This is a genomic window from Arthrobacter horti (genome assembly GCF_030731045.1).
Lineage (GTDB): Bacteria > Actinomycetota > Actinomycetes > Actinomycetales > Micrococcaceae > Arthrobacter_E > Arthrobacter_E nanjingensis.
On sequence record NZ_JAVALS010000001.1, the window covers coordinates 533022 to 554212 of the forward strand.

The following is a 21191-nucleotide window of genomic DNA, read 5'->3' on the forward strand; positions in this document are numbered from 1 at the left end:
CGCAAGCCTATTCAGGCCGGGACGATGTTGACCAGCTTCGGTGCGCGCACGATCACCGTGCGGATGCCGCGCCCGTCGAGGATGCGCTGCACGTTCTCCGAGGCCAGCGCCAGTTCGCGCAGGGCGTCCTCGGTCACGTCCGCCGGGACCTCCAGGCGGTCGCGGACCTTGCCCTGGACCTGGACCACGGCGGTCACGGTGTCCTGAACCAGCAGGGCCGGGTCGAACGACGGCCACGCGGCGTTGGCCACGAAGGTCTCCCGGCCCAGCAGGTGCCACATGTCCTCGGACGTGTACGGCGCGAACAGGGACAGGATGACGGCGACCGTCTCCGCGGCCTCGCGGACGGCCGGGTCCGCCGCGCCGGCACCCGAGTCGATGGTCTTGCGGGTCGCGTTGACCAGCTCCATCAGGCGCGCGACGACGACGTTGAACTTGTTCGCGGCGAGGAGCTCCTCGGCGTCGGCGATGGTCCGGTGGGTCACCGAACGCAGGGCCTTGTCACCGGAGGCGACCGGGGTGCCCGGCTCGCTCGCGACATCCTGGGCCAGGCGCCAGGCGCGGGCCAGGAACTTGGCCGAGCCGCCCGGGGAGACGTCGGCCCAGTCGACGTCGTCCTCCGGCGGGGAGGCGAAGATCATGGTCAGGCGGACGGCGTCCACGCCGAACTTGTCCAGCTGTTCGCCCAGGTCCACACCGTTGCCGAGGGACTTGCTCATGGCCTTGCCGCCGTTGAGGACCTGGCCCTGGTTCAGGAGCGCGGTGAACGGCTCGGTGGCGTCCAGCATGCCCAGGTCGTGGATGACCTTGGTGAAGAAGCGCGCGTAGAGCAGGTGCAGGATGGCGTGCTCCACACCGCCCACGTACTGACCCACCGGCATCCAGGTGTTGACGGCCTCCGGGTCGAACGGGCCCTCGGTGTAGTCCGGCGAGGTGAAGCGCAGGAAGTACCAGGACGAGTCGACGAAGGTGTCCATGGTGTCGGTGTCACGCTTGGCTGCGCCACCGCAGTTCGGGCAGCTGACATTGACCCAGGCTTCGGCGGCGGCCAGCGGGGAGGTGCCCTTGGGGGCCAGATCCTCACCGCGCAGGTCGTCCGGCAGGCGGACCGGCAGGTCCTCGTCCGGGACGGGGACCTCGCCGCAGGATTCGCAGTGGATGATCGGGATCGGGGTGCCCCAGAACCGCTGACGGCTCAGCAGCCAGTCGCGCAGGCGGAAGTTCACAAAGCCCTCGCCGGTGCCCTGGCGTTCCAGGATGGCGATGGCGGCCGGGAGGGCCTCGGCCTTGCTCAGTCCGTTCAGCTCGCCGGAGTTGATCAGGGTGCCTTCACCTGAGGTCGCGACGCCGGATTCGGCCGGGTTCTCCTCGCCGGTCTCCAGCACTGCGCGGACCGGGATGCCGAAGGCCCGCGCGAAGTCCAGGTCACGCTGGTCGTGGGCGGGAACAGCCATGATGGCGCCCGTGCCGTAGTCGGCCAGGACGTAGTCGGCAGCCCAGACGGGCAGCTTCTCGCCGTTGAGCGGGTTGATCGCGTAGCGGCCGGTGAACACGCCGGTCTTGGGGCGTTCGGTGGACTGGCGCTCGATCTCGGAGAGGGCCTTGACCTGCTCGCGGTAGGCGTCCAGTGCCTCGGCGTGCTCCGGGGTGACCAGCTCGACGGCCAGGTCCGAGTCCGCGGCGACCACGAAGAAGGTGGCACCGTACAGGGTGTCCGGGCGGGTGGTGAAGACAGTGGTCTCGCGTTCGGACTGCTCGCCGGCGGCTTCGATGACGAAGCGGACGTGGGCGCCTTCGGAGCGGCCGATCCAGTTGCGCTGCATGGCGAGCACGCGCTCGGGCCAGTGGCCTTCCAGCTGGTCCATGTCATCCAGCAGACGCTGGGCGTACTCGGTGATCTTGAAGTACCACTGGTTCAGGGACTTCTTGGTCACGGGGGTGCCGCAGCGCTCACAGGCGCCGTTGACGACCTGCTCGTTGGCCAGCACGGTCTGGTCCTTGGGGCACCAGTTGACCGGGGAGTCCTTGCGGTAGGCCAGGCCCTTCTCGTAGAAGCGCTTGAACAGCCACTGGGTCCAGCGGTAGTACTCGGGGTCCGAGGTGTGCAGACGGCGGGACCAATCGGCGGAGATGGCGTACCGCTTGAACGACGCTGCCTGGGTGTCGATGTTGGTGTACGTCCACTCGCTCGGGTGGGCGTTGCGCTTGATGGCCGCGTTCTCAGCCGGCAGGCCGAAGGAGTCCCACCCGATCGGGTGCATGACATCGTAGCCCTGCAGACGCCAGTAACGGGAGACGACGTCGCCCATGGCGAACGCCTCGGCGTGACCCATGTGAAGATCGCCGGAGGGGTAAGGGAACATGTCCAGCACGTAGCGGCGCTCGCGCGACCCGTCATCGACAGGGATGAACTGGGGGTTCTCGTCCCAGGCCTTCGCCCAGGCGGCCTCGATGGCGGCGAAATCGTATCCGCGCTCCCGCGCGGACTCACCGCCCATGGTCTCTTCAGCTTCTACGCTCACTCGTACTCTCTCACCTTCGCCGGCTCCGGCATCGTTCCTGCCACACTCCACACACACAAAAGCCCCTCAACCCTCGTCAGCAGCCGGCGCTGCGACAAGGGTTCAAGGGGCGGCCGTCCATCACGGGCCACAATGACCCGGAGGACGGCTAGCTAAGGAGGAGGATGACGTGCATGCCTTCCACTTTACCGCACCTCAGACCGCGGGTTTCCAGCAGGCCACGCGCGTTGCGGGGCACAATCCTCCTCCACCCGCTCGAGGCGAGCAGGAGTTCGGCTCCTGAGGGTGGCCGCACAGTGCCCGGGTGCGGCATCGGGCGTCCGCGTAGCGGGCGGGGTACTGTGCGGCCACCCTCAGGCGGAAGGGAGAACTACTTCACGTCCTCGTCCACCCACTCCATGGACTTCGTCACCGCCTTCTTCCACAGACGCAGCTGACGCGCGCGCTCGGCCTCGTCCATGCGCGGCTCCCAGCGCTTGTCCTCGCCCCAGTTGGCGGACAGCTCGCCGAGGTCCTTCCAGAAGCCGACGGCCAGCCCGGCCGCGTAGGCGGCGCCGAGGGCCGTGGTCTCGGTGACCACGGGGCGGACCACCGGGACGCCGAGGATGTCGGCCTGGAACTGCATGAGAGCATCGTTGGCGACCATGCCGCCGTCGACCTTCAGCTCGGTGAGCGGTACACCGGAGTCCGCGTTCACGGCGTCCAGGACCTCACGGGTCTGGAAGGCCGTTGACTCCAGCGCGGCCCGGGCGATGTGGCCCTTGTTGACGTAGCGGGTCAGGCCCACGATGGCGCCGCGGGCGTCCGAACGCCAGTACGGAGCGAACAACCCGGAGAACGCCGGGACGATGTACGTCCCGCCATTGTCCTGAACGGACGCCGCCAGCTGTTCGACCTCGGGCGCCGAGGTGATCATGCCGAGGTTGTCCCGGAGCCACTGGATCAGGGAACCGGCGACCGCGATGGAGCCTTCCAGCGCGTAGTGGGCCGGCTCATCGCCCAGCTTGTAGCCGACCGTGGTCAGCAGGCCGTTCTTGGAGTGGACGATCTCGGTGTCCGTGTTGAAGATCAGGAAGCACCCGGTGCCGTAGGTGTTCTTCGCCTCGCCGGCCTGGAACGCGGCCTGGCCGAAGGTGGCGGCCTGCTGATCGCCGAGGATGCCGGCCACCGGGACCTCACGCAGCAACTGGGAGGTATGCACCGAGCCGTAGACCTCGGAGGAGGATTTGATGGCGGGGAGCATGGAGGCCGGAACGCCGAAGGCGTCCAGGATGTCCAGATCCCAGGACAGGGTCTTCAGGTCCATGAACATGGTGCGGGAGGCGTTGGTGACATCCGTCGCGTGCACGCCGCCGTCGACACCGCCGGTGAGGTTCCACAGGACCCAGCAGTCGGTGGTGCCGAAGAGCAGGTCCCCGGCCTCCGCCTTCTCGCGGGCGCCCTCGACGTTGTCCAGGATCCACTTGACCTTGGTGCCGGAGAAGTAGGTGGCCAGCGGCAGTCCCACCTTCTCCTTGAAACGGTCGACGCCGCCGTCGGCAGCCAGCTCGTCCACGATCGGCTGTGTGCGGGTGTCCTGCCAGACGATGGCGTTGTAGACCGGCTCACCGGTGTTCCGGTCCCAGACGACGGCGGTCTCGCGCTGGTTGGTGATGCCGACGGCGGCGATGTCGTGGCGGGTCAGGTTCGCCTTGGACAGGGCGCTGGCGATCACCTCGCGGGTGTTGTCCCAGATTTCGGTGGCGTCGTGCTCCACCCAGCCGGCCTGCGGGAAGATCTGGGCGTGCTCCATCTGACCGCTGGACACGATGGTGCCCTTCCGGTCGAAGACGATCGCGCGGCTGCTGGTGGTGCCCTGGTCGATGGCGATGACGTACTCAGACATGTGATTCCTCAGTTCCTTCTCAAAGCTCGTGGACACGGTTACTAGGCTGCTGCGGTGAAGACGATCGGCAGGTGGGACGTGAGACCGCCGATGACTCCACCGATGATGGGGCCTGCGACGGGGACCCAGGCGTAGCCCCAGTCGCTGGCGCCCTTGCCCTTGATGGGAAGCAGAGCGTGGGCGATGCGCGGGCCGAGGTCACGGGCCGGGTTGATCGCGTAGCCGGTGGGACCACCGAGGGAGGCGCCGATGCCGACGACGAGCAGGGCCACCGCGAGCGGGCCGAGCTGGTTGGGGGACGTTCCGAAGGACAGGATGACGTAGACCAGCACGAAGGTGCCGACGATCTCGGTCAGCAGGTTCCAGCCGTGGCTACGCATGGCCGGACCGGTGGAGAAGGTGCCCAGCGTATTGGCCGGGTCGGGCTCCACGTCGAAATGCTGCTTGTAGGCCAGCCAGCAGACGACGGCGCCGAGGAAGGCACCCGTCAGCTCGCCGCTCAGGTAGGTGAGGATCGACGCGGCGTCCACGGGGACGCCGGGCACGAACTCCTTGGCACCCGATGCGGCGATGCCGAGGGTCACGGCCGGGTTCAGGTGGGCCCCGGACTTGGCGGCCACGAACACGCCGGCGAAGACCGCGAGGCCCCAGCCGAAGTTCACGAACAGGAACCCGGTGCCGTTGCCCTTGGTCCCCTTCAGGGCCGTATTGGCGACGACGCCACAGCCGAGGAGGGTGAGCATTGCAGTACCGAAGACTTCCGAGAGGAAGACGATTCCAAGAGACATCATTGACTCCTTGAGATGTGCTGTACTCACCGGGCCGGCGCCCGGTGGCTGTTCGCCCCGAAGGGCTACGCGACCAGGCTGTCCAGCTGCACGAGGTGCAGTCGCTCCAGGACATCGGCCGCGTGGTTGCACTCCTCCACGATCCGATCCTTGTCCCAGCCGAGCTGATCTGACAAGGCCTCGGCCGTTTCGCGGAGGAGCTCTCCCGTGACCAGGCCACGGAAAGCGAGGGAGGTGCGGCGGATGAGGACATCCACCAGGTGTCCGATCTGCTCGTGCCGCGCCATCCATTGGAGTTCGCGCACGCTCAGTTCGTGGGTCGAGTGCAGGAGGTGGTCCTCGCCGTGCGACAGGAAGGAGATGACCTCGTCGGCACGGGTGCCATAGCGCGCGAGGAGGGTGCTCACCCGGGCGGCGTCCAGGCCGCGCTCCGCGCTCAGGCGGGCCTTGATCCACTGCTGCACGCCGGCGTCGTCGGCCGGGAAGCCCGCGCCGCCGCCGATGGCGAGTTTCGCCGTCGACACCTCACGGCGAGCGCCGATCACGGCCAGGACTTCGTCGGCGAGGTGTTCGGACAGGGCGCGGAACGTGGTCCACTTGCCGCCGACCAGGCTCAGGACGGTGGCCTGGGCGGAGCCGAAGGACTGCATGCGCTTCTCGATGCGGTAGTCGCGGGAGACGAAGCCGGGGGCGGTGTCGTCGTGGCGCGGGAGGGGCCGGACGCCGGAGAAGGTGTAGACGATCTGCTCGCGACTCACGGCGATGTCAGGGAAGACGTGGGAGATCAGTTCGAAGAAGTATTCGATCTCCTCTTCCGTGCACACGGCGTCCTGGTTCATATCGGCGTCGATGTCGGTGGTGCCCACCAGGACGCGGTCACCCATCGGGTAGATGAGGACGATGCGCCCATCGGTGTGCTCGAAGAAGATCTCCCGCCCGCCCGTGGCGGCGAGGAGCTCGGGGTGGTCGAGCACGATGTGCGATCCCCTGGTTCCTCCCATGAAGCGGGTCGGGGAGCCGAGTGCGCCGTTGCTCTCATCGACCCAGGCACCGGTGACATTCACGACGACGTCCGCGGCGAAGTCGAACTCCTCCCCCGTCAGTTCGTCACGCAGACGCACGACGCCGGATGGGGACTCTGCGGCGCCGACGACGCTGAGGTAGTTGGCGGCGCGGGCCGTCTGGCCGCCGGCCGTGAGGCCGTCGTTCAGGACATCCAGGGTGAGACGTTCGGGATTGTGCACGGAGGCGTCGAAGTAGCTGGCCGCGTACTTGATGCCCGGGTTCAGCCGCGGCAGTTCCTGCAGGGCCTTCTCACGGCTGCGGAACTGGTGGCGAGGGACGCTGCCGCCGTCCCTGGAGAAGGAATCGTAGAGGCTCAGGCCGAGCTTGATGAGGAAGGCGCCGCGCTCCTGCGGCTTGCCCTGCCGGTGGGTCAGGAAGCGCAAGGGGGCGCTGAGGACGCCGGAGAAGGTGCTGAAGATGGGGATGGTGGTTTTCAGGGGCTTGACGTAGTGCGGGGCGATCTTCATCAGGCGGTTTCGCTCCACCACGGATTCCTTCACCAGGCGGAACTCGCCGTTCTCCAGATACCGGATGCCGCCGTGGATCATGTGGGATGAGGCACCGGAGGCTCCCTGGCAGTAGTCGCCGCGTTCCACGAGCACCACGTCCACACCCTGCAGCGCCAGATCACGGAAGGTGCCCACGCCGTTGATGCCTCCGCCGATGATCAGGACCGTGGCCGAGGGGCGGTCTGCGATGGCCTTGACGGCTTGGCGGGTCTGCTGGGTGCGGGGGGCTGCGTTCTGCTGCGGGGACATCGTCTCTCCGGGATCGGTTCACGTTTTTCGGTGCGCCTCAACGGCACGTCCCCTATTCTTGGAAGCGGTGAAAATTATCGTCAAGCTGAATGCACGAACGTGCAGAAAGGGTTCCGATGCGTAAGGACGGGGATGTCCTCAAAGCGGCTCAGCTCTATTACCTCCAGGACCTGACCATGGACGCGATAGCCCGGGAACTGCGCACTTCGCGCTCCACCGTGTCGCGTCTGCTGGCCACCGCACGGGAGACGGGCCTGGTGCAGATCGAGGTCCGCTCGAGCCTGGACATGGCACCTGAGCTTGAACACTTGATCAAAAAACTCTTCGGGGTGACCGCCCATGTGGTTCCGGTCCCCAGCAGTGTCGGTGAGGCCGAGGCCCTGGACCGGGTGGCCCTGTACGCCGCACGGACGATCACCCCGCATGTGGACTCGAACGCGGTCATCGGCGTGGCCTGGGGTGCCACGATGAGCGCCGTGAGCCGTCACCTCACCAGCAAGCCCACCCATAACAGCGTGATCGTCCAGCTCAACGGCGCGGGCAACACCCACTCCACCGGCATCTCCTACTCGAGCGAGATCCTCCACCGCTTCGGGCGAGCGTACGGGGCGAGGGTGGAGCAATTCCCCTTGCCTGCCTTCTTCGACCACGTCGAAACCCGGCAGGCGATGTGGCGCGAGCGCAGCGTGGAGCGCATGCTCGATCTCCAGTCCCGCATGAGCATGGCCCTGTTCGGCGTCGGCAGCGTCGAATCCGGCTACCCCAGCCACGTCTATGCCGGCGGCTACCTGGAGCGTGAAGACCTGCTCTCCCTGGCCGGGCACCAGGTGGTGGGCGACGTTGCCACCTATTTCTTCCGGGCGGACGGCTCCACCGACGGGATCCCCCTGAACGGCCGGTCCACCGGCCCGAGCCACGAGCAGCTGAAGAAGGCGCCCCGACGCGTCTGCGTGGTTTCCGGCGCGGGGAAGATCAATGGACTGAAGGGGGCGCTCGCGGCCGGCCTGGTGACCGAGCTGATCCTGGACGAGAAGACCGCGCGCCTGCTCGTGGAGAGCTGAGCCCGGTCCCTGTGATGACCCGCGGGTTCGGTAGAGTCTTTGACCATGAGCCGCATTCCCACCGTCGCCCTGAATAACGGGGTGGGCATCCCCCAGCTCGGCGTCGGACTGTACAAGGTCGCCCCCGAGGTGCTGCTGGATCTGGTGCCGACGGCGGTCGACGCCGGCTACCGGCATTTCGACACCGCCTCGCTGTATGGCAATGAGCTAGCTCTCGGGCGTGCTCTAGGCGCCGTCCTGGAGGACGGCAGCCTCGGCCGTGAGGACCTCTTCATCACCAGCAAGGTCTGGAACGACGATCAGGGCTACGACGCCACGCTCCGCGCGTTCGACGACTCCATGGTGAAACTCGGACTGGACGTCCTGGACCTCTACCTCATCCACTGGCCGGTGGCGGACCGCGGTCTCTACGCGGACAGCTACCGGGCCCTGGAGACCTTGTACCGCGAGGGCCGGGTCCGGGCCATCGGAGTCTCCAATTTCCAGCCGGGACACCTCCAGAGGCTCCTGGACGAGTGCGAGGTGGTCCCCGCCGTGAACCAGGTGGAACTGCACCCGTGGCTCCAGCAGCGGGAGCTCCGCTCCTTCCACGCCGGCCACCGGATCGCCACCGAATCGTGGAGCCCGCTCGCCCGTGGCCGCATCCTTGAAGACCCCGTCCTGCTGGAGCTGGCCGCACGCCATGGACGGACCGTCCCCCAGATCGCCCTGCGCTGGCAGCTCCAGGAAGGCCTGGTCGTCTTCCCCAAGGCGAGTTCGGCCGAGCGTCTCCGCGAGAACGCGGCACTCTTCGACTTCACGCTGGACGACGCCGAGCTCGGACTCATCGCCGGCCTGGACCGGGGCTTCCGCAGCGGCTCACACCCGGACGACGTCCAGTGAACGGGACCCTCGCCCCGGACACCGGCGGATTCATCTCCTCCGGATTGCAGACCCGGGAATCCCGCCACGAGGTGGAGCTGCCGGACGGCCACGTCGCCTACTGGGACCATGCCCCGGCCGAACCGGGCCCCTCCACACGGACCATCCTGGTCATCCACGGATTCCGGGGCGATCACCACGGGCTCCTGCGCCTGGTGGACCTGATGCCGCAGCACCGCTTCATCACGCCGGACCTGCCCGGTTTCGGGGCCTCCGAGGCGTTCCGGTCCCGAGAGCACTCCCTGGACGGCTACGCCGAGTTCATCTCCGAGTTCATGGACGCCCTCGGCCTCGGCCCGGACACCGTCCTGCTGGGCCACTCCTTCGGCTCCCTGGTCTGCAGCCGCTTCGTCACCGCCCATCCGGGCCGGGTCACCCCGCTGATCCTCATCAACCCGATCGCGGCGCCCGCCCTGGAAGGCCCCAAGGCGCTCCTGACCAAACTCGCCATCGCGTACTACCGCGCGGCGGCTGCGCTTCCCGAGCCAGCCGGGCACGCCCTGCTGGCCAACCCGACGATCGTGCGGGTCATGAGCGTGACCATGGCCCGGACCAAGGACAAGCCGCTCAGGCGTTTCATCCACGCTCAGCACGACGCCTACTTCAGCGACTTCGCCAGCCGGGAGAGCCTGCTCGAGTCGTTCCGGGCGTCCGTCTCCGGCACGGTGACCGAGCTGGCCGGCAGGATCACCCTGCCGACCCTCCTGGTGGCCGGCTCCACCGATGAGGTGGCCCCCCTGCCCGCCCAGGAGAAGCTGCAGGACGCACTGCCGGATTCCCGGCTGGTGGTGATCGACGGCGTCGGGCACCTCATCCACTACGAGACGCCACGGATCGCCGCCGCCGCTATCGAGAACTTCCTCCAGGAGCACCCCGCATGAAACTGGTGATCGACGCCCGCTTCACCCGCACGGACCACCATGACGGCATCAGCCGCTACGGCGCCAGCCTCATCGAGGCCTGCGCCAAGGTGGCCGACGTGACCATGCTGATCCACGACGAACGTCAGCTGAACCTCCTGCCGGAGGTGCCGTACGTCAAGATCGGCAGTCCCCTCTCCCCCCTCGAACTCTTCGTGGCCCGCAAGGTCAACGCGCTCGGCGCCGACGTCGTCGTCTGCCCCATGCAGACCATGGGCTCCTGGGGCCGCAAGTACGGACTCATCCTCACCCTGCACGATCTGATCTACTATGAGCACCCGGCGCCCCCCGGCTTCCTCCCGGCACCTGTCCGCGCGCTCTGGCGGCTCTACCACAAGGCGTACTGGCCGCAGCGGGTCCTGCTCAACCGCGCGGACGTGGTCGCCACGATCAGCCGGACCACGGAGTCCCTCATGGCGAAGTTCCGGCTCACCCGCCGTCCCGTGCGGATCGTCGGCAACGCGCCCCAGCCCGGCGCCGTGCCCCGGCCGGTGGGCGAGGAGCCTCTCAAGGAACTCGTCTACATGGGCTCCTTCATGGAGTACAAGAACGTGGAGACGCTCATCCGCGGCATGGCGGGGCTGCCCGGCTACACGCTGCGGCTCATGAGCCGCGTCTCCCCCGAGCGCCGCGCCCAGCTGGAGGCGCTGGTGCCCGACGGCGCGCAGGTCGTCTTCCAGAACGGCGTGACGGACGCGGAGTACGAGGAGTTCCTCCGCCGATGCACGGCCCTTGTGACGCTGTCCAGGGCGGAGGGCTACGGGCTCCCGCTCGTGGAGGCCATGTCACTCGGCACTCCCGTGGTGGTGGCCGACACGCCGATCTTCCGCGAAGTCGGCGGGGACGCCGCCGCCTACGTCCCGGCGGAGGACCCGCGGGCATTCGCGGACGCCGTGCGCGCACTGGAGGACGACGACGCCTGGACGGCGAGGAGCGCGGCCTCCCTGGAGCAGGCGGGACGTTTCTCCTGGGACCGCTCGGCGCAGGAGCTGCTGGCCGCGGCTGACGAAGTGCTGCGCCTGCGGGCAGGCCGCTGAGCGGCGCTCAGGCCATTCCGCGGATCAGAGCAGGTCGACGCCATCGAAGCGCACCTGTGCGGGTGCGTGGCTCCGTTTGGCCGACGCCGCGGCCTTGGCGGCCCGCAGCAGCCGTGCGGCCTCCGCGGCCATCGCGTACGGGATGAACGCCAAGGTCCGGTACTCCTCGCCCACCGGGACGGGCCCGACGGTGCGCACACCGGAGCCCTCACCCTGCAGAGGCAGGAGCGACTCCTGCAGATAGGCCACGGCCTCTTTGGGGCCAGTCAGGGCCGCCACACGGACCGCGGGCGGCAATCCGAGGCTCCGGCGCTCCTCCAGCTCCCGGGAGGCGAAGGACGCCGGGTCCCAGCGGACGAGTGAACCCACCGCGGTATCCTGATCCGCCGTCACCATGACCACGCCGCCGTCCTTGGCCGGCCGGACCAGGGCCGCCGCGTTGAACCAGCGGCGCACGGTCTCCTCCACCGCCCGCAGGTTCTCCCTGCGGAGCATCTGATCGCCGTCCAGCAGAAGGGCCGCGGAGTAACCCTCGGGAGCCACGGGTTCCGCGCCGAGTGTCGCGACCACCAGTGTGCCCGCCCCGCTCGCCTCGTCCTTGACCCGCCCGGCGGAGGAGGAGATCACGCGCGCCCCGGGGAACGCCCGGCCCAGCTGCTCGGCCGTGCGCAGCACCCCGTGCCCCGTCACCGTGTACCGGCCGGAGCCGCACTCACGGCACGTCATCACGCGCTGCACGGTGCCGCACCAGCGGCACTCCGGTGCCGCGCCCTGCGCCGGGACGTGCAGCGGCCCTTCACAGGCGGTGCACCGGAACCGGGTCCCGCACTGGGCGCAGAGCAGCGCCGGGGCGTAGCCGCCCCGCGCCACCTGGATCAGCACGGGCCCGAGCGCCAGCGCATCCTTGGCCGCCTGCCAAGCCGCATGCGGGAGCCGGGCGGCCGTGCTGAGAGGGTCACGCTCCTGGTGATAGGAATCGGCGGTGTTGACCACCCGCGGGGTCACGGCGCGCAGCAAGTGACGTTCCGCCTCGACCGACCGCGCCCACCCGTTCTCCACGAGCCTCTGTGCCTCGGTGCTGCGGGCATGAGCCGCCAGGAGACACGCCGCACCGTCCCCCTGCGAGGCTCTCAGCATGAGAACGTCGCGGACGTGCGGATAGGGGGCGCGGGGTTCGGCGTGGACGTCGTCCCCGTCGTCCCACAGTGCCACCAGGCCGATGCCGCTCAACGGTGCGTAGGCGGCCGCCCGCGTGCCGATCACCACCCGGGCGTAGCCACCCAGCACGCGCAGGTACTCCCGGTAGCGGACGGAGGGGCCGTCGTCGGCCGTCAGCCTGGCGACCAGGCCACGGGGCACCAGCTCGGTGACCGCCCGTTCCAGCCGTTTCAGATCCCGCTGGTCCGGCACCACCAGCAGGGCGTTGCGGCCGGAGCGGAGGGCCGCGGCGGCGGCCTGCGCCAGGACGTGGGGCCAGGCGTGCGGCCCGTAGCCCTCGGGGACGGTCACGGCCGCCCTGGGGTTCTCCCCCGTGGACAGGTGATGGATGAATGCGGCGCCGTTCCGGAGCCGGTCCCAGGAGGGAGCTCCGCCGTCCGGAAGTGCGCCGGCATCGGCGGCCCCGGCGAACGGAATCCAGTCCTTCTCGCAGCTCGCGACACGGCCGGGGACGGCCAGGCGCAGCACATCGCTCACCGAGCCGGCGCAGCGCGCCGCGACGGCGCGGCAGAGCTCCAGCACCCCGGGCGTGAGCACCGGCACCGGCGAGATCACCTTGTCCAGGACGCTCAGGCGCGTGCCGACGTCGCTGTCCGCTCGCCGCTCCACGATGTAGCCGTGCAGCTCACGGCCTGCGAAGCTCACCCGGACGCGCGCACCGGCCACGGCCTGCTCGTCGAGGGCCTCCGGGACGAGGTAGTCGAAGGTCCGGTCCAGATGCGGCAACGGGGATTCGACGACGACGCGCGCCACAGGGTCCTGGGCGGCGGGCTTCTCCGCGGGGTCGGCAGGACGCCACGGCTCTGCGGGCGCCTGGCCGGCGTGTGCCGGGTCCTCAGGATCCGGTGCGGGGAAGAGTCCGTCCTGCACGGGGCCTCACCGGCCTAGGCGTTGAAGAACGCCTTGAGGTCATCGACCTTGTCCAGACGCTCCCAGGTGAAGTCCGGATCCTCACGGCCGAAGTGGCCGTGGGCCGCGGTCTTGGCGTAGATGGGACGCTTGAGGTCCAGGGCGTCGATGATGGCGCGCGGGCGGAGATCGAAGACCTCACCGATCGCGGCGCTGATCTGCGCGGGGTCGACCGTCTCCGTGCCGAAGGTCTCCACGTAGATGCCCACGGGGCGGGCCTGGCCGATGGCGTAGCCGATCTGGATCTCGGCGCGGCGGGCGAGCCCGGCGGCCACGACGTTCTTGGCCACCCAGCGCATGGCGTACGCGGCGGAGCGGTCCACCTTGGACGGGTCCTTGCCTGAGAAGGCACCTCCACCGTGACGGGCGAAGCCGCCGTAAGTGTCCACGATGATCTTGCGGCCCGTAAGGCCGGCGTCGCCGACCGGGCCGCCGATGATGAACTTCCCGGCCGGGTTCAGGATGTGATGGGCGGCGGAGGTGTCCAGTTCGGCGGCGGCGAACACGGGCTCGATGACGTGGCTGGCCAGATCGGCTCGCAGCTGCTCAAGGCTCGCGTCCTCGGCGTGCTGGCTTGAGATGACCACGGTCTCGACGGAGACGGCCTTGTCGCCGTCATAGCCGACCGTGACCTGGGTCTTGCCGTCGGGACGCAGGTAGGCGAGCTCGCCGTTCTTGCGGACCTCGGTGAGGCGCTCGGAGAGGCGGTGGGCCAGCCAGATCGGTGTGGGCATGAAACTGGAGGTCTCATCGCTGGCATAGCCGAACATGATGCCCTGATCGCCGGCACCTTGGAGGTCGTAGTCGTCCTGCAGACGGCCTTCGCGCGCCTCCACGGAGTTGAACACGCCGTCGGCGATGTCATTGGACTGCTGGCCGATGGACACCGAGACGCCGCAGCGGGCGCCGTCGAAGCCGTTCGCCGAGGAGTCGTAGCCGATGCCGAGGATGGTCTCGCGGACGATCTGCGGGATCTCCACGTAGGCGTCCGTGGTGACCTCGCCGGCCACGTGCACCAGGCCGGTGGTGGCCATGGTCTCCACGGCGACGCGGGACTCGGGGTCCGCGGCCAGCAGCGCGTCCAGGATGGAATCGCTGATCTGGTCACAGATCTTGTCCGGATGTCCCTCCGTGACGGATTCGGAGGTGAAGAGCCGGAGGCCGGAGTGCGCGGAGTTCTGCATGGCGAAGGTCACCCGTACACTCTACCGGCCCGGTGGGTTCCCCCCGATTCCAGCATGACGATATGTGGACAGCCCCGGGCCTCTCAGACACCCAGCTCAGCGGCGACGCGGAGGATGATCGCCTGGGCCACCGTGTTCTTGGAGCCTTCGACGTGTTGCATCTCACTCGCCGTGCGGGACAGGATTTGAACGGAGTTCTCGTCCTGGCCGAACACCTTGCTCTCCCCCACATGGTTCACCACCAGGAGATCGCAGCCCTTGCGCTCCAGCTTCTGGCGCGCGTAGTCGAGCACACTGCCCGCACCGTCCCCGGTCTCGGCCGCGAATCCGAGAATCAGCTGGGACCGCTTTTCGCGGTTCCGGAGAGTCACGAGCTCGGCGAGGATGTCCGGATTGCGCACCAGCTCGATGACCGGATCGTCCCCGTCGGCGCGCTTCTTGATCTTGGTCCCAAGGCGTTCCGCGGGACGGAAATCGGCCACGGCCGCGGCCATGAGCACGACGTCGGCATTGCCGGTCTCCTCCACCAGGGCACTGCGGAGCTCCTCCGCGGTGCCCACGCGCAGCACGCGGACGCCGGCCGGCAAAGGCACCTCCACATGCGCGGCCACGAGCGTCACCTCCGCGCCGGCGTCTCGGGCCGCGGCTGCCAAGGCCACGCCTTGCTTGCCGGAGGAGCGGTTGCCGAGGAAGCGCACCGGATCCAGCGGCTCCTGAGTGCCGCCGGCGGAGACCAGGACCCGGCGTCCGGCGAGGACGCCCGGACCTCCGGACGATGCCGGCGGCTCCTGGTCCACGAGGGCCATGGCGGCGGCGAAGATGGAAGCCGGCTCGGGCAGACGGCCGGGGCCGCTGTCCTTGCCGGTGAGGCGCCCGACGTCGGGGTCCAGCACGTGCGCGCCGTGCGCACGGAGGGTGGCCACGTTCGCCTGCGTGGCGGGATGGCGCCACATCTCGGTGTGCATGGCCGGGGCGAACAGGACGGGACAGTTCGCCACGAGGAGCGTGTTGCCCAGAAGGTCGTCCGCGATGCCGTGGGCGGCACGGGCCAGGATGTTGGCCGTGGCCGGAGCGACCACCACGAGCTCCGCCTCCTGGCCGAGCCTGACGTGATTGACCTGCTCCACATGGTCGAACACGGAGGTGCTGACCGGGTTCCCGGAAAGAGCCTCCCAGGTGGCCTGACCGACGAAGTTCAGGGCCGCTTCCGTGGGAACCACGGTGACGTGGTGCCCGGCCTCGGTGAAAAGACGGAGGAGGGACGCAACCTTGAAGGCTGCGATCCCTCCTCCGACACCCAGGACGATCCGCATGCGCGTATTCCCGTTCTGTGGTTCTTGGTCCGGTGAGTGCTACTCGGCCGCTTCGGGCGCCTCGACGGGAGCCGGCTTGCATTCGAGCAGGCCCTCGTTGATCTCGCGCAGGGCGATGGAGAGCGGCTTCTCGTTCATCCGGGTCTCCACGAGGGGGCCGACGTACTCGAAGAGGCCCTCGTTCAGCTGGGCGTAGTAGGCGTTGATCTGGCGGGCACGCTTGGCACCGAAGATGACCAGGCCGTACTTGGAATCGGCGGCGGCCAGCAGATCGTCGATCGGCGGGTTGATGATGCCCTCAAGGTTGGTGGTCACACTGTTCTCCAGGATCTTCTCGTTCGTATGTTCAGCGGGGGTTCGGGGTCAAACCCATCAGCTGGACAAGTTCATCGGCAGCCCGCCGGACGTCGTCGTTGACCACGGTGTGGTCGAATTCCGGCTCGGCAGCAAGTTCCAGTTTAGCGGTTTCCAGGCGGCGCTGCTGTTCCTCCGGGGTTTCCGTGCCGCGGCCCACCAGGCGGCGCACCATTTCGTCCCAGCTCGGCGGGGCCAGGAACACGAACCGTGCGTCCGGGACGGCCTCCTTGACCTGACGGGCGCCCTGGAGATCGATCTCCAGCAGCACGTGCTTGCCCTGGGCCAGAGCGGCCTCCACGGTGCTGCGCAGCGTCCCGTAGCGGTTCACTCCGTGCACCACGGCCCATTCGAGGAACTCGCCCTCGCCGACCAGCCGGTCGAAGTCCTCAGTGCTCTTGAAGAAGTAGTGCACACCTTCCTCCTCACCCGGACGCGGGGAGCGGGTGGTGGCGGAGACGGACAGCCACACCTGGGGGTAGTTGTCACGGATGTAGGTGGATACCGTGCCCTTGCCGACGGCGGTGGGGCCGGCAAGCACGGTGAGGCCGGAAAGAGAGCTCACGGTGTCCTCTGGTCGTAGGCCGCCGCGGGCGGCCTGGGTTATTTTTCCTCCAGGAAATCTATCAGGGCCTGGCGCTGATGGACGCCCAGACCCCGCACGCGACGGCTCGCCGCGATCCGCAACTGGGTCATGATGGCCTGAGAACGCACTCGCCCGATGCCAGGAAACGCCTCCAGGAGTTCGGAGACCTTCAGCCGGGCGATCGCCGGGTCATCTGCCGCCTGCTCAAGGACCTGAGGAACCGTCAGCTCCCCCGTCTTGAGCGACTCTTTCAGCCTGGCACGTGCCTGACGTGCCGCAGCCGCCTTCGCAAGGGCGGCGCTTCGTTCCGTGCTGGTCAGGACTCGCAGGCTCATGACTTCTCCAACCTCCCGGCATCCGTGGCCACGGATGCGACTGACGGTTGATGCGAACCTACCCGAAAGAGGCCCACCACACCATAGCCGGGCGGCCACCGATTTCAGTGGCCGCCCGGTCATGGTCAGACTGCAGAGGGCTCAGCCCCCTGGAACGCTCACGCGCTGCTCAGCGCAGCCCGTCGAGAGTCCTCCCGATCGCTTCCACCAGCGCCTCCACCGACGGACCGGCCTTGAGGATGTCGCGGCTCGAAGTGCCGAGCACCTGAGGGTATGCGGCGCCGAAGGTGACCTTCAGGTCCGAGCCGGTGGCGCCCTGGGCCCCCAGCCCGGGGGCCAGCACGGGACCGTTGAGCGCGGCCAGGTCGATGCCCAGGTCCTCCAGGGCCGAGCCCACAGTCGCGCCGACCACCAGACCCACCGAGCCGAGGACGGGATCACCCGCATTCTCGGCCGCGGCCGCCTCCACGATCCGGCGGGCCACGGAGACGTCCCCGCCGACGTGCTGGACGCTGGCGCCCTCGGGGTTGGAGGTGAGCGCCAGGACGAACACGCCACGGCCGTGGGCTGCCGCCAGGTCGAGGGCAGGCCGCAGGGACTCGAAACCCAGGTATGGACTCAGGGTCACGGCGTCCGCGGCCAGTGGCGACGACGGTGAGAGCCAGGCGTCCGCATAGGCGGCCATGGTGGATCCGATGTCGCCACGCTTGGCGTCGGCGATGGTCAGCACACCGGCCGACGCGGCGTCGGCCAGCAGGCCCTCCAGGACGGCCATGCCGGCGGAGCCGTGGCGCTCGTAAAGCGCCACCTGCGGCTTGATGGCGGCAGCCCGGCCGGTGGCGGCCTCCAGGACACGGCTGGAGAACTCCCTCAGCCCGGCCGCAGAGTCGTCCAGGCCCCACGCCTGAAGGAGGCCAGGGTGCGGATCGACGCCCACACACAGCGGACCGAGGTCCGCCATCGCCGCCGCGAGCCGCGCCCCGAAGCCGAGGGCCGGCGACGCGGGGCGGCGATTCGTACCCTGTTCATGCTCAGACATTGCGTACCGCCTCAAGGTGCTTGGAGTGTTCCTGGAGACTGGTCACATCCCAGGAGTAGGTGCGGATCGCCTCCATGGCCTGTACGGCCACGTTGAACTCCGCCACGGTGGTGATGCAGGGGATGCCGATCGACGTCGCGGCGGCGCGGATCTCGTAGCCGTCGCCGCGGGCCTCGCCGCCGGACGGGGTGTTGAAGACCATGGCGATGTCGCCGGCCACGATGCGGTCCACGATCGTGTTCTCGCCCTCGCCGTCGCCCTGGCCCTCGGCCACCTTGCGCACCAGGGTGGCGTGGATGCCGTTGCGGCGCAGAACATCCGCGGTGCCGCCGGTGGAGACGATCTCGTAGCCGAGGTCGGACAGGCGCTTGACCGCGAGGATCACCGCACGCTTGTCCCGGTTGGCCACGGAGACGAACACCCGGCCCTCCCGCGGAAGCGGGTTGTTGGCGCCGGACTGGCTCTTGGCGAAAGCCGTGTCGAAGTGCTTGTCGATGCCCATGACCTCGCCGGTGGAGCGCATCTCCGGACCCAGCAGTGAGTCCACCACGTCGCCGGCCTCGGTGCGGAAGCGGCTGAACGGCAGCACGGCCTCCTTCACGGCCACCGGTGCGTCGAGAGGCAGGCTGGAGCCGTCACCCTCCTCCGGCAGCATCTTGTAGGCGCTCCGGAGCTGGTGGATGGTGGTTCCGACGCCGATCATCGCCGCGGCCTTGGCCATCTGGACACCGGTGGCCTTGGACACGAACGGCACGGTGCGGGAGGCCCGCGGATTGGCCTCGAGAACGTACAGGACGTCCGAGGCGAGGGCGAACTGAATGTTGATCAGGCCACGCACGCCCACGCCTTCGGCGATGGCACGTGTCGCCACGCGCACCCGCTCGATGACATTCGAACCGAGGGTGATGGGCGGCAGGACACAGGCGGAGTCACCGGAGTGCACACCGGCCTCCTCGATGTGCTCCATGATGCCGCCCAGGTACAGATCCGTGCCGTCGAAGAGCGCGTCCACGTCGATCTCCACCGCGTCCTCGAGGAAGCGGTCGATCAGCACGGGGTGATCCGGAGTGATCTCGGTGGCGTTGGTGATGTAGCGCAGGAGGTTCGCCTCGTCGTAGACGATCTCCATGCCGCGGCCGCCCAGCACATAGGACGGGCGGACCAGGACCGGATAGCCGATCTCATCTGCGACCTTCTTGGCATCGTCGAAGGACACGGCGGTGCCGTTCTTCGGGGACACCAGGCCGGCCCGGTCCAGGACGGCGGCGAAGGCGCCACGGTGTTCGGCCAGGTCGATGGCCTCCGGCGAGGTGCCGAGGATCGGGACGCCTGCGTCGGCCAGCTCCTGGGCGAGTTTCAGCGGGGTCTGACCGCCGAGCTGAACGAAGACGCCCAGGACGCCGCCGGTGCGCTCCTCCGCGGCGATGACCTCGAGCACGTCCTCCAGCGTCAGCGGCTCGAAGTAAAGGCGGGTGGACACGTCGTAGTCCGTGGAGACCGTCTCCGGGTTGCAGTTGACCATGACGGTCTCGTAGCCGGCCTTGCGCAGTGCCATGGAGGCGTGGACGCAGGAGTAGTCGAACTCGATGCCCTGGCCGATGCGGTTGGGGCCGGAGCCCAGGATGATGACGGAGGGCTTGGCGTGCAGGCCGACCTCGTCCTCCTCGTCATAGGAGGAGTAGTGGTACGGCGTGTACGCGGCGAACTCCGCGGCGCAGGTGTCCACGGTCTTGTACACCGGGCGGATGCCCAGTGCCTGGCGGACGCCCCGGACCACGGCCTCGGGGTTGTTGGTCAGAGCACCGATCTGGGCGTCGGAGAAGCCGTGGCGCTTGGCCAGGCGGAACATCTCCGGGGTGAGGGCCCCGCTCTTGCGGATGGTCTCCGACACCTCGTTGAGCAGCTGAAGCTGGTCCAGGAACCACGGGTCGATCTTGGTGGCTTCGAAGAGCTGCTCCACGGTGGCACCGCCCAGGAGGGCGCGCTGGACCTGGTGCAGGCGATCCGTGGTGGGGCGCTTCGCCTTCTCGATCAGCTCCTCGACGTCCCACTCCGGGACGGAGGTGAAGTCGAGCGAGGCGCCCTTCTGCTCCAGGGAACGGAGCGCCTTCTGCAGGGCCTCGGTGAAGTTGCGGCCCAGGGCCATGGCCTCGCCCACGCTCTTCATGGTGGTGGTGAGGGTGGGATCCGCGGCCGGGAACTTCTCGAACGCGAAGCGCGGGACCTTCACGACGACGTAGTCCAGGGTCGGCTCGAAGCTGGCCGGCGTCTTCTGGGTGATGTCGTTGGGGATCTCATCCAGCGTGTAGCCGAGGGAGAGCTTGGTGGCGATCTTGGCGATCGCGAAGCCGGTGGCCTTGGAGGCCAGGGCGGACGAGCGGGAGACTCGCGGGTTCATCTCGATGACCACCACACGGCCCGTCTCCGGGTTCACGGCGAACTGGATGTTGCAGCCGCCGGTGTCCACGCCGACCTCGCGGATGACCGCGATGGCCACGTCACGGAGCTTCTGGTATTCGCGGTCCGTCAAGGTCAGGGCGGGCGCCACGGTGATGGAGTCGCCCGTGTGGACGCCCACCGGGTCGAAGTTCTCGATGGAACACACGACCACGACGTTGTCGTTCTTGTCGCGCATCATCTCCAGCTCGTACTCCTTCCAGCCGAGGATGCTCTCTTCGAGCAGCACCTCGCTGGTGGGGCTGTACTGCAGGCCCTGTCCGACGATGCGGCGCAGATCGTTTTCATCGTAGGCCAGGCCGGAGCCGAGGCCGCCCATGGTGAAGGAGGGGCGGACGACCATCGGGTAGCCGAGGTCCTCGGCGGCCGTGAGGGCCTCATCCATGGTGTGGATGATGTGGCTCTTGGCGCTTTCGGCACCGCAGCGCTCCACGACGCCCTTGAACTTCTCGCGGTCCTCACCCAGCTCGATGGCGGCGATGTTCGCGCCGATCAGCTCGACGTCGTACTTCGCCAGCACGCCGTTCTTGTCCAGGGCGATCGCGGTGTTCAGCGCGGTCTGGCCGCCCAGGGTGGGCAGCACGGCGTCCGGGCGCTCCTTGGCGATGATCTTCTCGACCACCTCCGGCGTGATGGGCTCCACGTAGGTGGCGTCCGCGAACTCCGGGTCCGTCATGATGGTGGCCGGATTGGAGTTGACGAGGATGACCCGCAGGCCCTCCTCCTTCAGGACCCGCAGGGCCTGGGTTCCGGAGTAGTCGAACTCGGCGGCCTGCCCGATGACGATCGGGCCGGAGCCGATGACGAGGACACTCTTCAGATCAGTGCGTTTGGGCATT

The 21191-nt window shown here is 68.5% G+C and carries 15 protein-coding genes and 1 pseudogene; 4 read left to right on the forward strand and 12 right to left on the reverse strand.

The window, feature by feature from the left end:
- Positions 1 to 11: 11 nt before the first annotated feature.
- The 4 genes from leuS to Q9R02_RS02570 form a co-directional block, all read right to left on the reverse strand.
- Positions 12 to 2522, reverse strand: coding sequence for a leucine--tRNA ligase (gene leuS / locus Q9R02_RS02555; protein ID WP_425279193.1), 2511 nt, complete (start codon positions 2520 to 2522; stop codon positions 12 to 14).
- Between the two features lie 370 nt (positions 2523 to 2892).
- A complete protein-coding gene (gene glpK, locus Q9R02_RS02560; RefSeq protein WP_305995062.1) occupies positions 2893 to 4407 on the reverse strand; it encodes a glycerol kinase GlpK in 1515 nt (504 codons plus the stop codon).
- A 41-nt stretch (positions 4408 to 4448) separates the two neighbouring features.
- Entirely contained in the window at positions 4449 to 5195 is a 747-nt protein-coding gene (locus Q9R02_RS02565; protein ID WP_305995316.1) for an MIP/aquaporin family protein, read from the reverse strand.
- Between the two features lie 65 nt (positions 5196 to 5260).
- Entirely contained in the window at positions 5261 to 7018 is a 1758-nt protein-coding gene (locus Q9R02_RS02570) for a glycerol-3-phosphate dehydrogenase/oxidase (protein ID WP_305995063.1), read from the reverse strand.
- 116 nt (positions 7019 to 7134) lie between these two features.
- Between Q9R02_RS02570 and Q9R02_RS02575 the strand changes: the two genes are divergently transcribed.
- Genes Q9R02_RS02575 through Q9R02_RS02590 form a run of 4 tightly spaced genes read left to right on the forward strand, consistent with a single transcriptional unit; the run spans position 7135 to position 10957 of the window.
- The gene (locus Q9R02_RS02575; RefSeq protein WP_305995064.1) at positions 7135 to 8079 is read left to right on the forward strand and encodes a sugar-binding transcriptional regulator; all 945 of its coding nucleotides are present in this window, start codon (positions 7135 to 7137) and stop codon (positions 8077 to 8079) included.
- A gap of 45 nt (positions 8080 to 8124) precedes the next feature.
- Positions 8125 to 8961 carry an aldo/keto reductase gene (locus Q9R02_RS02580; protein WP_305995065.1) on the forward strand — a complete coding sequence of 279 codons (837 nt, stop codon included), beginning with the start codon at positions 8125 to 8127 and terminating at the stop codon, positions 8959 to 8961.
- Positions 8958 to 9881, forward strand: a complete 924-nt coding sequence (locus Q9R02_RS02585; protein ID WP_425279194.1) for an alpha/beta fold hydrolase — start codon at positions 8958 to 8960, stop codon at positions 9879 to 9881. Before Q9R02_RS02580 ends, Q9R02_RS02585 begins: the two co-directional genes overlap by 4 nt.
- Complete coding sequence (locus Q9R02_RS02590; protein ID WP_305995066.1) at positions 9878 to 10957, forward strand: glycosyltransferase family 4 protein; 1080 nt, start codon at positions 9878 to 9880, stop codon at positions 10955 to 10957. The genes Q9R02_RS02585 and Q9R02_RS02590 overlap by 4 nt, the downstream gene beginning before the upstream one ends.
- Positions 10958 to 10981: 24 nt before the next feature.
- Here the strand turns inward: Q9R02_RS02590 and Q9R02_RS02595 are convergent, their stop codons facing one another.
- The 8 genes and pseudogenes from Q9R02_RS02595 to carB all read right to left on the reverse strand — a co-directional run bounded on the left by Q9R02_RS02595 (position 10982) and on the right by carB (position 21190).
- Positions 10982 to 13045 (reverse strand): primosomal protein N' family DNA-binding protein, encoded by a 2064-nt coding sequence (locus Q9R02_RS02595; RefSeq protein WP_305995068.1) that lies wholly within the window; start codon positions 13043 to 13045, stop codon positions 10982 to 10984.
- A 14-nt stretch (positions 13046 to 13059) separates the two neighbouring features.
- Positions 13060 to 14268, reverse strand: coding sequence for a methionine adenosyltransferase (gene metK / locus Q9R02_RS02600; RefSeq protein ID WP_305995318.1), 1209 nt, complete (start codon positions 14266 to 14268; stop codon positions 13060 to 13062).
- Positions 14269 to 14351: 83 nt separating this feature from the next.
- Positions 14352 to 15584 (reverse strand): annotated as a pseudogene (gene coaBC / locus Q9R02_RS02605) (bifunctional phosphopantothenoylcysteine decarboxylase/phosphopantothenate--cysteine ligase CoaBC); the annotation flags it as partial.
- A gap of 36 nt (positions 15585 to 15620) precedes the next feature.
- Positions 15621 to 15896: a DNA-directed RNA polymerase subunit omega gene (gene rpoZ / locus Q9R02_RS02610; protein WP_305995070.1), complete on the reverse strand. Its 276-nt coding sequence runs from the start codon at positions 15894 to 15896 to the stop codon at positions 15621 to 15623.
- 31 nt (positions 15897 to 15927) lie between these two features.
- A complete protein-coding gene (gene gmk / locus Q9R02_RS02615; RefSeq protein ID WP_305995071.1) occupies positions 15928 to 16500 on the reverse strand; it encodes a guanylate kinase in 573 nt (190 codons plus the stop codon).
- A 38-nt stretch (positions 16501 to 16538) separates the two neighbouring features.
- Positions 16539 to 16856, reverse strand: coding sequence for an integration host factor, actinobacterial type (mihF, locus tag Q9R02_RS02620; RefSeq protein WP_305995072.1), 318 nt, complete (start codon positions 16854 to 16856; stop codon positions 16539 to 16541).
- A gap of 169 nt (positions 16857 to 17025) precedes the next feature.
- On the reverse strand, positions 17026 to 17895 hold the full coding sequence (gene pyrF, locus Q9R02_RS02625) for an orotidine-5'-phosphate decarboxylase (RefSeq protein ID WP_305995073.1): 870 nt from the start codon (positions 17893 to 17895) through the stop codon (positions 17026 to 17028).
- Entirely contained in the window at positions 17888 to 21190 is a 3303-nt protein-coding gene (carB, locus tag Q9R02_RS02630; protein WP_305995074.1) for a carbamoyl-phosphate synthase large subunit, read from the reverse strand. The genes pyrF and carB overlap by 8 nt, the downstream gene beginning before the upstream one ends.
- Position 21191: the final 1 nt, after the last annotated feature.

Coding starts and splice junctions, on each gene's coding strand:
- glpK (WP_305995062.1), bottom strand. CDS start 4,407: ATGTCTGAGTACGTCATCGCCATCGACCAGGGCACCACCAGCAGCCGC.
- Q9R02_RS02565 (WP_305995316.1), bottom strand. CDS start 5,195: ATGTCTCTTGGAATCGTCTTCCTCTCGGAAGTCTTCGGTACTGCAATG.
- Q9R02_RS02570 (WP_305995063.1), bottom strand. CDS start 7,018: ATGTCCCCGCAGCAGAACGCAGCCCCCCGCACCCAGCAGACCCGCCAA.
- Q9R02_RS02575 (WP_305995064.1), top strand. CDS start 7,135: ATGCGTAAGGACGGGGATGTCCTCAAAGCGGCTCAGCTCTATTACCTC.
- Q9R02_RS02580 (WP_305995065.1), top strand. CDS start 8,125: ATGAGCCGCATTCCCACCGTCGCCCTGAATAACGGGGTGGGCATCCCC.
- Q9R02_RS02590 (WP_305995066.1), top strand. CDS start 9,878: ATGAAACTGGTGATCGACGCCCGCTTCACCCGCACGGACCACCATGAC.
- metK (WP_305995318.1), bottom strand. CDS start 14,268: ATGCAGAACTCCGCGCACTCCGGCCTCCGGCTCTTCACCTCCGAATCC.
- mihF (WP_305995072.1), bottom strand. CDS start 16,856: ATGAGCCTGCGAGTCCTGACCAGCACGGAACGAAGCGCCGCCCTTGCG.
- pyrF (WP_305995073.1), bottom strand. CDS start 17,895: ATGTCTGAGCATGAACAGGGTACGAATCGCCGCCCCGCGTCGCCGGCC.
- carB (WP_305995074.1), bottom strand. CDS start 21,190: ATGCCCAAACGCACTGATCTGAAGAGTGTCCTCGTCATCGGCTCCGGC.